The sequence below is a fragment of the Cryobacterium sp. 10C3 genome (assembly GCF_034314285.1).
Classification (GTDB): Bacteria; Actinomycetota; Actinomycetes; order Actinomycetales; family Microbacteriaceae; genus Cryobacterium; species Cryobacterium glucosi.
The window spans coordinates 495615-509363 of record NZ_JAVIWF010000002.1 but is presented as its reverse complement, the minus strand read 5'-3'; the positions used below and the strand labels follow the sequence as shown (position 1 = coordinate 509363).

The following is a 13749-nucleotide window of genomic DNA, read 5'->3' as shown; positions in this document are numbered from 1 at the left end:
CCGAATCGGCCAGCGGATCACTCTCCCCGCCGCAGCCCGGCGGTACCCCTGCAACCAGGCGTCGAGATCGTCGAACACTGTGGGCGCGAGCGAGTAGATGCGTTGCTGGGCGCGAGGCTCCACCGCGACAAAGCCCGCCTCGCGCAGCGCGCGCAGGTGCCGGGAGGTTCCGGGCTGGCTGAGGCCCAGGTGCGCCGCGAGTTGGCCGGTGCTGCGGTCGCCGAGTCGCAATTCGGCGAGAATCGCGCGGCGGTTCCCGTCGACGAGGACATCGAAGGCGGTTTGCAAGTCCAAGATGTGCATGCATTCAGTATGTACTCGGCTTATATAAGCCTCAAACGCATATACGAGACACTTCCTGGCTAGGGAATGGCGCCCGCTGTCGCCTCCAGGTCGGAGATCGGGCGGTCGCGCTGGGTCGCGATCGCGGCGCCCGCGGCCACGCAGACCACGACGATCGCGATCTGCTGCTGGAGCAGCAGAGTCTCCCCGAGCACGAGCACACCGAATATCGCCGCGATGACCGGTCCGAAGCTCGTGATGATCGCGTAGAGCCGCGGGGTGATCCGGCGCAGGATGTACGTGTCGAGCACGTACGGGAATGCAGAGGAGAGCACCCCGATCGCGAGCAGCAGCCCGAGCACACCCCAGTCGAGCCGGGTGTAGTCGACGGTGAGGAGCGCAAACGGCACGAGCAGGGTGAGACTGACGACGCTCGCGACCGAGATGCCCTCGAGGCCGGGGAAGGTCACGGCGACCCGTCGGGTCAGCAGGATGTACCCGGCCCACGCCGCCGCCGCGACGAGGGCGTAGAACAGGCCGAGCAGGTTGATCTCTCCGGAGGACCAGGTCAGCAGGAAGACTCCCCGGCCGCCGTGGTCGCGCAGATGAAGTCGAGCGGTCGCCGCGAGGTGAAGAGGGCGAGGGAGAACGGGCCCAGGAATTCGATCGTCGCAGCAATGCCGAGCCCGAGCAGGTGCACCGCCTCGTAGAAGGCGAGGTTCATCACGGCGAGGTCAAGTCCGAGAAGGAGCGCGGGCCAGAGCAGCCGCCACGTCAGGGTCGACAGCTTCGGTCGGTAGAACGGCAGGACCGCGCAGGCCATCACGATCTGCCTGGCCGCGACGACGACGGGGGAACCGACGATCGGGATCGCGAGTCCGGCGAGCGAGGAGCCGTAGTTGATGCTGACCTCGGTGACGAGCTGGGCACCGGCCCCCGCCAGCCGTTTGGATTTCGCCGTCACGCCGGGCGCCCCTGTCTCGTTCACGATGTCGTGCCGCGCGGATCGCGCTCGAATTCGAGGCTAGCGGGTGACGGGACGGTTCAAGGCCCGGCCCACGCCTCGGCCAGGAGTGTGACCGTTTCGTCATCGGAGAGCTGGTGGAAGTCGACGTAGAACTGGCCGATCGCCCAGAACTGCTCGGGGGTCTGCACCACGACGACGTCGTCCGCGAGCCCGCGCATCTCCTCGACGACATCGGCCGGGGCGACGGGCACCGCAAGGACGATACGGGCGGCGCCCTGGCGCTTCACTGCGGCGAGGGCCGCCTTGGCCGTCGCTCCCGTGGCCAGCCCGTCGTCCACGACCACGACGACCCGTCCGTCTGGGTTCACCCGGGGACGGTCTCCGAGATAGGCGGCGCGCCGCCGCTCGATCTCGGTGAGCTCCCGGCGCCTGGCCCGGCCGAGTCCCGCGGCGTCGGCCCCGGTCTCGACGAAGACGTCCTCGTTGACGATCATCTGGGCGTCTGCCCCGTCCACGACGGCGCCCATCGCGACCTCGGGGAATCCGGGTGCACCGAGCTTGCGCACGAGGATCAGGTCGAGGGGAGCGTGCAGGCGCCGGGCGACCTCGAGGGCGACCGGCACTCCGCCGCGTGGCAGCGCATAGACGACGGGGTCGGTGAGGTCCAGCTCGGCGACGAGCTCGGCGAGCAAGCGGCCGGCGTCGCGGCGATCGGTGAACATGGGGCCTCCCGGTTCCTCCCGGTTCCTCCCGGACTCTCCCGGTTCACTGTGGAGAGTAGCCCCGCGTGCGCCTCTACCGGAAGACCGAGCGGGCGACGGCCGACACCTCGAGGGGAACACCCGCCGGCAGCACGAGGGTGAGGATGGGCGGGCGCCAGTACGCACTCAGGGACACCGTCGCACTCTGACCGTCTGCGGATGCCGCCCGGCTCACGACCAGTTCCTCGAGGGTGGGGTGCGGGGCCGCCGCGAGGTAGGCATCCGCTGCCGTGCGTACCGCACCGGAATCGAGTTCGGTGCGCAGCGGGACCGCCGAACCATCCGGGGCGATGGTGACCGCGTCCAGGGTGTACGCCTCAGCTGCGGCGAGCGCGGCACCGTCCGCGAGGGTGAGCAGGCGTTTCCGCTCGAGGTAGAGGGACGATGCGGCCACGACCAGGAGGATCACGACGAGCGCGAGAAAGCCGTAGAAGATGGTGAGCAGGAGGGTGGAACCGGTGTCGTCCGACAGGTCGTCCGGCCTGTCGGCGGCTCGCACCTCGGGCGCCCGGCGTCGTGGTCGCACGGTCATGGTCCGGTCCCCGGCTGCCAGAATCGGGACACGGTCTGGGTCGCGTTCGACTCGAGGGGCACGCTCGCCGTCCCGGCCAGCCCAGGCACGTCCGGTACAAGGGGCAGGGACACCCGCAGGCGCACGGTGACCGTCACTGCGGTGCGGCGTTTCAGGCATCCGCCGGCCGCGGCCGCGCAGTCGATCGACACCTGCGCGTCCCCGGCCGGAAGGCCGTAGTCGGCGAGGGCGAAGTCGACCGCGCGCTGAGCGCGCTCCGCCGCGACTGCCTCGCTCGGCGCGCGCACATAGACCCGGGCGGCCTGCCGGGCGGCGCCCTCCACGGCGAGCGCGCCGCCCTGAAGCACGGACATGGCGAGCACGAGGTAGACGAGCGGCACAAGGAGAATCATGCCCGTCGTGATGAATTCGAGGGACGCTGACCCGTGGTCAGAGCGCAGTCGGCGGGAGATTCGTTTCACAAAACCGGCGGGGGCTGAATGACGGGTGGCGTCTGCCTCAGTCCGAGCCTTCGACGACGGCACGCCCGATCACCTCCAGGCTCCGATCGGGGCCGAGCAACCCGAGCAGCGGAAGCGGGGCGACCACCCGCATCCGCACGGTTGGGAAGCCTCTGTCACTCGCGTAGGTCGCGGTCACGTCGGTCGCGAAGGCGGGACCGAGCGCGGCCACGATCAGGTCCCGGGTGCGCGCGGTGCCGGCATCGAGGCCGGTGTCGGCGAGCGAACCGTAACGTGCGCCCTCGGCGGCGGCATCGAGCACGGTGTTGCGCACGTGCAGCGCGAGTGCGAGTTGAAGCACGGTCAGGGTCAGCACCGTCAGCAGTGCCGCGACGAGCACGAACTCGGCCGGCGAGGAGCCGCGGTCGGCACCGAAATCGAGGCGCAGCATCCCTCGCCGACCGCCGGTCTGCGGCGCGACGCCGTGCGCCGGGCGGGCCGAACCCGTCAGAGTCCGCTCACCCGGTTGATCGCCTGTTGGAAGATGCCGCTCAGCGCCGGCCCGGCGAGACCCCAGATCACGATCACCAGCCCGGCGGTCATCAGCGTGATCAGGACCCAGCCGGGCACGTCCCCGGTGTCGTCGTGCCTCGCCGTCCACTGCCTGCGGATGCGCCGCGTCAGGGTATGCATGTTCGTCTCCTCTTCTCGGTGGTCGTCGTGTCGGTGCTTGTCGTGCAGGTGGTGAGGGTGCCAGGGTGCGGTCCATATATGCGGTCGAGGCCGGCACGGTCAGAAACCGGCCTGCAGGATGAAAAGGCCGGGGAAGATCGCGAATGCGGTGGTTCCTAAAAGTCCGGCCGCTCCCCCTTGGTTTCGCCGTCGATTGGCGTTGCGTCACTAGACTTTCGACATACGCGACATTGGGGGAATCATGGGTCTGTTCAGGAAAAAGAGACGCCGCCACAGGATTGGCCGCAGGAACTCGTACCAAATGAAGGCACGGAGTTCGTGCGCGGCGTGACCTATAACCAAGTGAATATCAAGGCAATAGGTAAGGGAAAACACAAATTCGCCCTCGTTGCCGAGCCGACAAACAAGGCGGACAGGGATGCGGTCATGGTCTGCGCGATCGTGAAACAAGGGCTTGCGAAGGTTGGATATCTCCCGGCCGGGGAATACAAGACTGAACACTTCCAGGCCCTAGCCGCACGACTCGAATCGGAAAAGGTGCTCCTCGTTTCTAACGGGAAGGTTGAGAAGATCGAAGGCGGGCTTGGCGTGCAACTACAGCTCCCAAAGTGGCAATGGTTGAAAGAGCGCCTCGCCCAGTAAGGCATCCCGAGGAACGACGAAACGCCCCCGACTCGGCCGTTAGGCCGAGGCGGGGGCGTTTCGTTCGTTAGAAGTTGAGCAGCGGCGGCATAGGTAGGCGATCGGTGAACAACTTACGGATCGCCACGGCCGCGGTCCGGTCGTTACCTCCGAGCCCGAGGAACGTCACCGAATCGTTCATGATCTGCGTTGTCCACAGCTCGGCGAACCACTCGAGGCGGTTCGTTGACCCGTAGAGAACTTTTGGGATATTTGCGCCGACTTGCGCCCGTATCGCCAGGAACGGAGCGGTGTTGCTGAGCTCCTGTATCCCTTCCGTTGCTCCCGGCCACAGCGTGCCGTATGTGGCGTCGATATGGTGCCCGAACTCGTGGACCAGTGTTTCGTCTCGCGAGGTTGTCGAAGTGACCGCCGTGGTAGCGGTTCGATTGGTCCCCCACTCGAATCCCCCTGGTATTTCCCACCCCAGGGCAATGGCAAGGCGTCGCGATTCTTTGCCCAGTCCCGTGACAACTGCTCTGAGCTTCCGACATGTGCAGCCCAGGCGAAGCGGTATGCGGGTAGATATGGCGACACGAACGGGACCGCGAACGCTTCGCGGATCGCGGCCGGGATCTTCGCATAGTGAATATCGGAGGCCACCACCTTGGCGAGCGCGGCCGCGCTGTTCTCTCGCCAGCGCAGCGGATAGGTGAGCCCGGGTGGCGCTGGCACCCGGGCAGGCACGGTCGGCGGCTGCTCAATCAATGACGTATTCCCACCAGAACTGAACCACTGCGTTCCCGGTCTTTACCGGTGCAGCGTTCGACCATTTGGACAGGTCGACCGTGATCCTCGTTGCGGGTCCAATGGTGTCTATCGTGAAGACATCCATGGCCGCGTAGTCGTTGGAATCCGTCACGGTCACGGTTCCCGCCACGACGCTCCCGACGATCAGGTCGAACGATGTGTTCGGGCTGCTCGCGCCAGCCGAGGGCATTGTTCCGATTGTCACGGTGAGCCCGAGCGGTCGGATCGACGCCCACCAGGGGCTCGTCCAGCCGAGAACGCCGCTGCGGATCGTGTCTAGCGCGCCCGAGAATGCGAACGACTCGTCCTGCGGCCCGCCGCCGATGTTCCCGGGCAGGAACCGGCGCGGGATGATGCCGCCTTCGAGTAAGGGGAATCCGGGATCTGTCATTTCGTCACGTCCAACTCGTAATCTGCGCTGTTTTCTCTGGACTTGTCACGCTGCCGTGCGTGTTGCTCGCTTTGACTCGAACGTGCAGGTCGAGACTCGCGAACATGCCCACGAATGGCGCGCTGTAGCGGCTCAGCCCGGGGACAGCCGATGGCCCGACATAGGTGGCGACGCGCGGCGTCCAGGCCGTCTGATTCCACGGCGGTGTCGGGTAGCGCGTCTCGAGGGTGAGGGTCGGTGCGGGGTCGCCGGTTCCCGCATAGTCGAAGTCGAACGCGGGGTCGTTGTCATACATGTCATAAGTCAGGACGAACTGCTGGATGACTGGGAACCCGACCGGCTGGCCTGCCGTGAGGGTCGCGGGGTCGGTAGCGGCCTGCCCGCCCCCGTTCGTGAACACGGCCCGGTATTTCTTGCCGTTGTCCGCCTCGGTCGCCGTGAAGCTGTAGTCCTTCGACGTTGCGCCCGCGATCGGAACCCACCCGGCCCCGGCGTCGACCTGCCATTGCACGGTCGGCGCGGGGTTGCCGGTCGCGTCGGCGTCCAGGGTGACCTGCTGCTGATTGTTGACCGTTTGCGATGTCGGGTGGAGCGTCAGGACGGGCTTGACGTCTACCCGGATGCGCAAGATTCCGGAGTCCGTTGGGTCGATGTAGAACGCGCCGCCCGGCGTCATGCTGTCGGCGATCGCCTGAACAGCGGCGATGGTGGCGTCCCACGCCGTTTGCGCTGTCGGTGACACGACCAGGGTGCGGGGGTCTATGTCTTCCAGCTCGTCATAGCGTAACGGGGTCGTGCTGAGCGGCACGGCCTTGTAAAACGTCTCAAGGCCGCGCAGCCAGGACGGGCTAATTCGCCACGCCTGCCCCGGCCCGGTCGGCGACAGCTCCACAGACACCCGCCCGGCGACCAGGGGGGCCGTGAATGGCTCGGTGGTGCGCGTGCGGCCCGCGGCCACCTCGGCGACCGTGAGCGACCAGGCGATCACGCCGACCGCTGGGATGTCTACCCCTGCCGCGGTCGGTGTGACGAACTCGAACAGTACCTCGGTCATGCTTTCCTCTCTGCCAGGTGCCCCGCCGATCCGTTCCCGGATCGGCGGGGCGCTTGATTGCTCAGCTATTCGGCGTGCTTCGGCCCGGTTGCGTCCTGCTCGGCGATGCGCTCGGCCGCGGTTCGCAGGTCATATACCGGGTTGCGTGCGATGCCGAGCAGCCAGCCCGCCCAGGGGAACTTGCGCTCGAGCCAGGCGACGGCGACGTAGTACAGCGACGCCGCGGTGGTTTGGATCGAGACGATCAGGCCGTCCGCGACCGGTCCCGAGACTTCGAGCCCGAGGCGCGCGAGCTGGCCGAGCAGGAACCCGACCAGGATCGGCACGAGCGTTCGCACGGTGGCGACGATGAATTGGCTCATTCTGTTTTTGCCTTTCGTTCGTTGGTGAAACGCGGCTAGATCGCCGTGTTGAGGTAGTGCGCGACACCCCGGTAGGTGTTGACCCCGGGGTCGCCGTCGATCCGGCCCGTGTAGCCGTTCTTCTCGGCGAGCAGTTGGAGGCGGGTGTAGAACACGGACCCGGGCTTGCCGTCGATGTCGGCGTTCGTCTTCGCGTATCCCGGGAAGTCGAGGGAGTTGAGGAACCGAGCGAATCCGCGGTGGGAGTTCACGCCGGGGTCGCCGTCGATCTTTCCGGTGTAGCCGTTCCGGGAGGCGATGACTTGGTATCGCTTCCAGTAGTTGACACCGGGCACGCCGTCTTCCTCGGTTCCCGTGCGCGGGATGCCCGTGGCTGCTGCCGGTGCGGCCGGTGCTGCGCTTGCAGCAGCGGATCCCGCCGCGGATGCCGCCCCGCCGAACAGCTCGGCCAGGTCGTGCGCGCTGTAGTTGCCGTCCAGGGCGAACCCGGCGACCTGAACACGGCTCGAGAACTGATGAACGTGCGCCTCGCTGATCGAGCCGCGAAGGTCGGGCGTGTGGTCGGGGGTGTGCCCGGTGGGTCGGTCGCCGTAGGCTGCCCACCAGTTGCGGACTCCGAGCGCTTCGCACTCGGGCCAGGGTGCGAACGTGCGCGTGTCGGCTGCGCCCGCGTACTTCCACAGCCGCGCCCAGGCGATGCCCGTGCGGAATTGAACCCGGCGCATGAACCGGGCGACCTCGGCGTCCTTCCAGAAGGTGCCGTTTGCGTCGAGGCGTTCGTCGTCCAGCGCGAGCACGTCGCGCGTCACGTCGAAGCGGTACAGGTGGTCCGCGAACCAGTCGGCCTGAGCTTCGGGCGATAACCCGCCGCCGATCAGCCAGTAGTGACAGCGGGCCACCCCTGCCGCGATCGCCCCGTCAATCTGCGCGTGGTAGAACGGGGCCGAGTACAGGTCACCCGTGTTGAACCCGCCCGCCTTGACGGCGACGAATTGTGCGCCCTCGTCGCGTGCGCGGGCGATGTCGATCCCCTGCTGCGATGTGGCGATGTCGATTCCGAATGTCGGCATAGTCTCTCCTTAAATGCGAACGGCCCCGCTGATCGCGGGGCCGTATTCGTCGGTCGGGTTAGTTGGTTTCGGCCTGCTCGAGCGCAAGTAGGCGCTGCTCGAGCAGCGTCAGGCGCCGGTTCGATTTCGCGACCGATGTTTTCAGCGCCGCGCCTTGCCGCTTGACGTGCGCGACCTCGGTGCTTATTCCGTTGACCGCCGCCTCGGTTCGGGTCGTGATGTCTTTGACCGACTTGCCCGAGTTCGCCTCGAGCTCGTGTTTGATGAATCCGAGGTCTTCGGGCAGGTTCGCGAGGGTGTCGACCAGCTTGATCCCGCGGGCCAGGAACGCCACGACCTTGCGGAATGTTGGCCAGCCTCGCCACACGGCGAGCGCGGCCGCGATGATGCCACCGAGCCATAGCAGCGCGTCGCCGAGGGTGACGCCTTGCAGCCAGGCGGGCATCTCAGCCCACCCCCGGGAGTGCGCGCAGGCCGTAGGTTCCGACCATGCCGTTCTCGCCCGTTTGGCTCAGCTTGACCTCGATGCTCGTGATTCTGGCCGTCATGTTCGGCACTCGGCCTTGCCAATCGGTGATCAGCACAGGGTCGCCGATCTGCCACCGAAGGTCGGGCGGGACGCTGATGTCGTGCAGCTCGAACCGCGGCTCGAGGAGGTCGGCGAGTAGGCGGTTCGCCAGCGCCGTGACGCTGGCGACATCCTGCCGCCAGTCGGTCGCGTCGAGCGCGAGAGCACGATCGCCCCACTTGGTGATCGCTGCCGTGTTGGATACGTTCACGAGCACTTCGGGGGTCGCGGTTTCGTCGGCCAGGACTCGGCCGTTCACCCATATTGCGGGCGCGCCAGCAGCCAGCCCGAATGGTGGATTCGATTCTGTCGGCGATGACCATTCCGCGGGCCAGGCGGTGTAAAGAACCTGAGTCGAGCTATTTCGCACGATCAGTTGCCAGGCGTTCGGCCCGACCGGGTGAATCGTCGCGGACACGGCCGAGCCTGTGTAGCGGGTGGCACCGCTCGCGCTCGTGCTGAGCGCGATCCCGATGTCGGATTCCCAGGCCCCGCCCATAAGCGTGATGAACGACACCGTCGCCGACTCGGCCGCGAACGGCTTCGCGGGGTACAGCATGTGCGAGGAGATGCCGGTCGGGATTGTGAGAACATCCTGCGCCAGGTAGGACGGGACCGCAGTCGCGCCCCGCCCCGATAGCGTGAGCCGGGACAGTTGGACCGAACTCGTCACCCGAGTGCGGATGGACTCGACGCTCACGGATCCGGCGATGTTGTCGAGCAGGTCGGTGCCCCACGTTGCCACCGGTGTGGTCGACCCGTTCAGCGTGTCGCGGTTCTTGAAATAGAACTGGCCGAGCTCCGAGAAGCCGACCATTCCGAGTTCGGCCGAGGCGATCTCTTTGCACAGCTCCCACGCGATCCGGCCGTCGATTCGTGGCAGCGTTTCAACTTCCAGCAGGGCGCGGTCCACGCTCGCCGCCGCCGTGAAGTTGACGACAGACACGGTCGGCGGCGAGAACGCCGTGTAGATACCGAAATAGACGTGCAACGCCTGAACCTTGCCCGGCTCGATCCCCTGAACCTTGATCGGCCCGAGGACGCCCGAGGTACTACCGATGGCGACGTCGGTGAATAGGTTCCCGTCCAGCCACAGCTTCGCGCGCCCGGCATAGTTCAGCTCGTAGGCGATGTGATGCCAGCCCGCCGAGAGTGTGCGGCCCGTGTTGAAGTCGATATTGGTCCACGTTGCACCGCCGTTTCCGGACGACCGCAAGTAAGCCCGGCTCGACGTATCGACATACAGGGCGATTCCCGCCAGTGCTCCCATGCCGAGAACGACCGGATTTGCCGCAGTGCCCGGGGTGTGCTTGTACCAGAACTCGACCTGGGCGATTGCTCCCGGTTCCCAGCTCGTGTCGCGGTCGGGATATGCCGAGACGTTCCAGTAGTTGTCGCCGGTCTGCTCGGCGGGCATGTCCACGAACCGGCCAGGCGTGAGCCATGACACGCCCCGTTGGGGGCCGCGCCCGTTCGGCACGGTCCAGCCGATGTCGGCCAGCGCTCCGAACGCGAACGGCACCGAGATAACACACGCGCTCGCGTTTCTCGGGGCAGGTGTCACCCGGATGCCCGAGGCGTGCAGCGCGGCGACGATGACGGCCGACAGGTTCGTCGGGAACCGATACAGGGTCTGCGGCGCGATCGGGTGAGAGTGCGAACCGTACATTGGGAGGCTTACCGGGGCGCGCATTCGGTCGCTGTTGTCGAGAGCTTCGATCGTCAGCGACTTCGCCGCGTCATCGACGGACAGCTCGCGCGCGCTGCCCCAGAACACCGGAACCTCGGCGGCGCTGTATCCCGCCGCCAGCTCGATGTCAGCGCCGAGCCACGCGGCCCTGTCTGCCGATTTCATAGGGTGCGGCGCTCCCGGCATTGCCAGGTCGGCGTTGATCGTCACACGGGTTGTTACAGCGCCGCCCACGAGCGACACCGCCTCGGGCACGTCCCCGGCCAGCTCGCGCCGGACGGTAATGCTCTCGGCCAGGGTCACGTCCTGAAACGTTGACCCCCCGCTGCGGCGGGTGAGCCGCGCGAACATGCCCGCTCGAGCGGCGAACGCCGCGTTGAGGGTGGTATTGGTCGGTGATTGCATCCGCGCCCCCTAATATGCCGCTTTGGCGATGACTCGGCGCAGGATGCGCGCGAGCACGGTGCCGTCGATGCTCAGCTCAATGGGCACCTCGACGAACTGATCGCCGCCGCGGCCCATCCCGAACTCCGAGCTGCGCGACAGCGGAACGACCGCCTCCGGTCCCGCCTCGCCGATAAGGGCGATGGTCGGGCCGGTCACAATGCCGCCCGCGGCGAGCGCTGGCAGGTGAAACTTCGGGAACTGAACGTGCCCGCCGCCGAGGATCCACGGCAGGTCAAAGTTGATAGTTCCGAGGGTGCCGTTCCAGATGTCCACCGCGAACGACAGGACATTCTTGACAACTCCGCGCACGAGCCCGACCAGCCCGTTCCAGGCGTCGCCGACGCGGGCGGGAATCGACGTGAACAGCCCGACGATTTCGCCGACCTTGCCGCCGAGCCAGCCGAGGGCGTCGCTCGCCATGCCGCTGATCCCGCCCCACCAATTGCCGAACCACTCGGTGATTGGTCCCCAATTCTTGATGATGATTCCGAGCGGGTCGAATGTCAGGAACGCCTCGGTGATGACGCCGAAGAACCACTGAATACCCGACCAAACGGCCGACCACACGCCTCCGAACCAGGCGACAATTCCGTCCCAATTCTGGATGACCAGGAACACGACCCCGGCGAGCAGTGCGATCGCCGCGACGATTCCGAGCACGATCCAGGTAATCGGCGACGCGAGCAGCGACACCCCGAACCCGAAGACGGCCTTACCCGCGACGCCGAGGCTGGAGGCCATTGGGCCACCCATGAATATCGCCATTGGGCCGAGCGCTGCCAGCACTTCGAGCACGCCGGGGCCGAAAACGACCAGCCCGGCCGAGATTTCGCCGAGCGGCCCGGGGACGTCGACCATGCTCTTTGTCCACTGCTCGAACCCGCGTTTCACTGTCTCGAGCCGATTCTGTCGGGTGTCGTTGAGGACGTCGCCCATCTTCTCGGTCGCGCCTTGCACTTCGCCCAGGCCACCCGCTGCGCCTTGCAGCGACGACAGGAACAGCGGAATGTCCGCGGTTCCGAGGTCTTCGATCGGCGTGCCGAATAGGGCGATCGCCGTGTTCGCCCGCGATGTCGGATCCTCGATCGACAGCAGCCCGGAAACGATGTCCTGGAAGGCACCCGAGGCACGGTCGCCGCCCGCCAGGATGTCGTTGGACATCTCCTCCGCAGACAGCCCGAGGGCGTTGTACGCCCCGACCGAGCTTGCGCTCATATCGGTCGCGCGGATCGTGAACTCTTTGAGCGCGTCGCCGGTCTTGTCGACCCCGAACATGCCCTTAGCGCTGGCCGCGACCAGCATGCTCATTCCGCGTTCGCCGCCGAGCCCTAGTTGCTTGAAGAACCCGCCGTACTCGTCGGTCGCGTCGAGCAGGTCGCCGCGCAGCTCGACCGGAACCTTTTGCATGGATGCCGTGAGCAGGTCGAGGGCGTTGCCGCCGTCTGTCGCGAGCCCTTGCCGGACCATTTGCCCGGCGACTTGCGACGCCCGGGAGACATCCACCTCGAACGCCTTGGCGAAGTTCAGGGTCTTTTTGGTCATTGACTCGAGGTCGGCTTCGCTGGCCTCGCGCATTCCTGAGAATGACGAAATGACCGACTCGACCGCGCCGTTGACCGCGCCGACATTCTCGCCGTAATTCTGCGCGAACACCCGGCCCGACACCTCGCCGATCCGCTTCGATTCCGCGGGCACCAGCCCGAGGCTGGCCGACATCTTCGCGTTGAGGTCTTCGGTGTCGAGAGTGCTCGACATCGCTTCGCCGATCTTGACGCCGCCCCACGCTGCGGCAATTCCGACCGCAGCCTTCCCGGCGAACTTCGAGAACCCGTCGATTGTCTTCTCGGCCTTCGAGCTGTCGGCCAGGAGGTTGAATATGAAGTCCTTAGCGTTTGGCATGTCGCCTCGCTTCCATTTCTCGGTTTGCCTTCTCGCGGGCCGCGACTTGCGCGTCGCACGACAGCGCGAGCGACAGCCAGACGCCGTATTCCAGCTCGCCCACGTTGAACGGGGTAATGCCCGGCCAGAACTCGGCGTGGCTGATCGTCAGAATCCGGTTTCGGATCTGATCTTCGACCCGCGGCTCGGCCGCTTCTATCGCCGCTACGCGGGGGTCGGGGCCGGTGCTGCTGCGTCGGCGGCGGCGGCGACCGTTTCGGACCGCACCGGAGGGTTTTCCTCTACCTCGTCCTCGACCTTCGCGGGCTCGTCGCCGGGCTCGGCGATGATTTCGCCGAGGTCTTCGAGGGTGCCGTTCAGCAGGTCGTTCCACCCGACTTTGAACCCGGCGTTGTGCTGCGCCAGGAATGACGCGATTACGTTTCCCATGTGGTCGGCCTCGGTCACGAGTTCGCGCAGCTCGCCCATCTTGATCCCAGACTGTCGCTGGAGCTCGATGATGTCGATGTTCCGCGCCTTCGACATCGTTTTCACGACCAGGTCGTGCCCGTTGATTCTCAATTTCGCCATAGTGGCCTCCTCGTGCTAGTCGCTCGGTATTTGTTGGAATGCGGCGTCGATCGTCGTATTGATGCGCCCGGCCATGCGCTGCCCGCCGTCTATCGCGGGCTGCCAGAAGAACGGCATGCCGCGCTGGTTGACCATGACTTGCCGGTTCCCGAATACGGGGTGGCGAAACTTCTTCGACTGCCAGAAGTTCGAGCCCGTCTTCTTCGCGTTCGTCGTGCGAACCTGTATCGAGGTTCGCGACTTCGAGATTGTGACCCGGGTGACGAGGCCCGACTTGATGCCCTCGCGCAGCCCGGTTGACCGGCCGGGTCGTTGGATGGCTCGGTCGCCGTATGTGTTCAGCTTCCGAACTCCGACCCGGCCGGTTTTCTTGTTCAGTGTCGGCCGTAGGGTCTGGCCGGTGACTTGGATCCCGGTGGGCAGCGGGCCGTCGAGAACGCGGCGTTGCTCAGTAATGACCTCGCTGCCGGTCTTGCGAAGTTCTCGCCGCAGCTCGCGCGCGAGGCGCGGCGAGAACTCCTTTACCGCGTCCCACTTTGCGCGAACGTCCTTCGCGTCGAGTGCGATCTTCGGTGCGACGCTGCCCGCCATT

The 13749-nt window shown here is 66.3% G+C and carries 17 protein-coding genes and 1 pseudogene; 1 reads left to right on the top strand and 17 read right to left on the bottom strand.

Translation table 11 applies throughout. The annotated features are described in order from the left end of the window. Positions 1-123: 123 nt before the first annotated feature. The 8 genes and pseudogenes from RGU41_RS20700 to RGU41_RS02970 form a co-directional block, all read right to left on the bottom strand. Positions 124-303: pseudogene (locus tag RGU41_RS20700) on the bottom strand (ArsR/SmtB family transcription factor); the annotation flags it as partial. Between the two features lie 59 nt (positions 304-362). Continuing rightward, positions 363-770, bottom strand: coding sequence for an EamA family transporter (locus RGU41_RS03000; protein ID WP_322137285.1), 408 nt, complete (start codon positions 768-770; stop codon positions 363-365). 80 nt (positions 771-850) lie between these two features. Continuing rightward, positions 851-1246 (bottom strand): hypothetical protein, encoded by a 396-nt coding sequence (locus RGU41_RS02995; RefSeq protein WP_322135489.1) that lies wholly within the window; start codon positions 1244-1246, stop codon positions 851-853. Positions 1247-1326: 80 nt separating this feature from the next. Next, positions 1327-1971, bottom strand: coding sequence for a phosphoribosyltransferase (locus RGU41_RS02990; RefSeq protein WP_134559447.1), 645 nt, complete (start codon positions 1969-1971; stop codon positions 1327-1329). Between the two features lie 73 nt (positions 1972-2044). Beyond that, entirely contained in the window at positions 2045-2542 is a 498-nt protein-coding gene (locus RGU41_RS02985) for a pilus assembly protein TadG-related protein (protein WP_134561739.1), read from the bottom strand. Next, the gene (locus RGU41_RS02980) at positions 2539-2934 is read right to left on the bottom strand and encodes a hypothetical protein (RefSeq protein ID WP_322135488.1); all 396 of its coding nucleotides are present in this window, start codon (positions 2932-2934) and stop codon (positions 2539-2541) included. Before RGU41_RS02980 ends, RGU41_RS02985 begins: the two co-directional genes overlap by 4 nt. Positions 2935-3040: 106 nt before the next feature. Next, positions 3041-3433, bottom strand: a complete 393-nt coding sequence (locus tag RGU41_RS02975; RefSeq protein WP_134559449.1) for a TadE/TadG family type IV pilus assembly protein — start codon at positions 3431-3433, stop codon at positions 3041-3043. A gap of 56 nt (positions 3434-3489) precedes the next feature. Beyond that, on the bottom strand, positions 3490-3675 hold the full coding sequence (locus tag RGU41_RS02970) for a hypothetical protein (RefSeq protein ID WP_134447281.1): 186 nt from the start codon (positions 3673-3675) through the stop codon (positions 3490-3492). Positions 3676-3993: 318 nt separating this feature from the next. On the opposite strand from RGU41_RS02970, the gene RGU41_RS02965 reads away from it, so the two are divergent. After that, positions 3994-4317 (top strand): hypothetical protein, encoded by a 324-nt coding sequence (locus RGU41_RS02965; protein WP_322135487.1) that lies wholly within the window; start codon positions 3994-3996, stop codon positions 4315-4317. 739 nt (positions 4318-5056) lie between these two features. On the opposite strand, the gene RGU41_RS02960 is transcribed toward RGU41_RS02965, so the two are convergent. The 9 genes from RGU41_RS02960 to RGU41_RS02920 form a co-directional block, all read right to left on the bottom strand. Further along, positions 5057-5497: a hypothetical protein gene (locus tag RGU41_RS02960; protein ID WP_322135486.1), complete on the bottom strand. Its 441-nt coding sequence runs from the start codon at positions 5495-5497 to the stop codon at positions 5057-5059. A 4-nt stretch (positions 5498-5501) separates the two neighbouring features. Continuing rightward, a complete protein-coding gene (locus RGU41_RS02955; RefSeq protein ID WP_322135485.1) occupies positions 5502-6551 on the bottom strand; it encodes an immunoglobulin domain-containing protein in 1050 nt (349 codons plus the stop codon). A 65-nt stretch (positions 6552-6616) separates the two neighbouring features. Next, positions 6617-6913 (bottom strand): hypothetical protein, encoded by a 297-nt coding sequence (locus RGU41_RS02950; protein ID WP_322135484.1) that lies wholly within the window; start codon positions 6911-6913, stop codon positions 6617-6619. A gap of 35 nt (positions 6914-6948) precedes the next feature. Then, positions 6949-7983 carry a GH25 family lysozyme gene (locus RGU41_RS02945; protein WP_322135483.1) on the bottom strand — a complete coding sequence of 345 codons (1035 nt, stop codon included), beginning with the start codon at positions 7981-7983 and terminating at the stop codon, positions 6949-6951. A gap of 58 nt (positions 7984-8041) precedes the next feature. Beyond that, the gene (locus tag RGU41_RS02940) at positions 8042-8428 is read right to left on the bottom strand and encodes a hypothetical protein (protein WP_322135482.1); all 387 of its coding nucleotides are present in this window, start codon (positions 8426-8428) and stop codon (positions 8042-8044) included. Between the two features lies 1 nt (position 8429). Continuing rightward, entirely contained in the window at positions 8430-10646 is a 2217-nt protein-coding gene (locus RGU41_RS02935) for a hypothetical protein (RefSeq protein ID WP_322135481.1), read from the bottom strand. Positions 10647-10655: 9 nt separating this feature from the next. Beyond that, a complete protein-coding gene (locus tag RGU41_RS02930; RefSeq protein ID WP_322135480.1) occupies positions 10656-12587 on the bottom strand; it encodes a phage tail tape measure protein in 1932 nt (643 codons plus the stop codon). 204 nt (positions 12588-12791) lie between these two features. Further along, positions 12792-13157: a hypothetical protein gene (locus RGU41_RS02925; RefSeq protein ID WP_322135479.1), complete on the bottom strand. Its 366-nt coding sequence runs from the start codon at positions 13155-13157 to the stop codon at positions 12792-12794. A 15-nt stretch (positions 13158-13172) separates the two neighbouring features. Further along, positions 13173-13748 (bottom strand): hypothetical protein, encoded by a 576-nt coding sequence (locus RGU41_RS02920; RefSeq protein WP_322135478.1) that lies wholly within the window; start codon positions 13746-13748, stop codon positions 13173-13175. Position 13749: the final 1 nt, after the last annotated feature.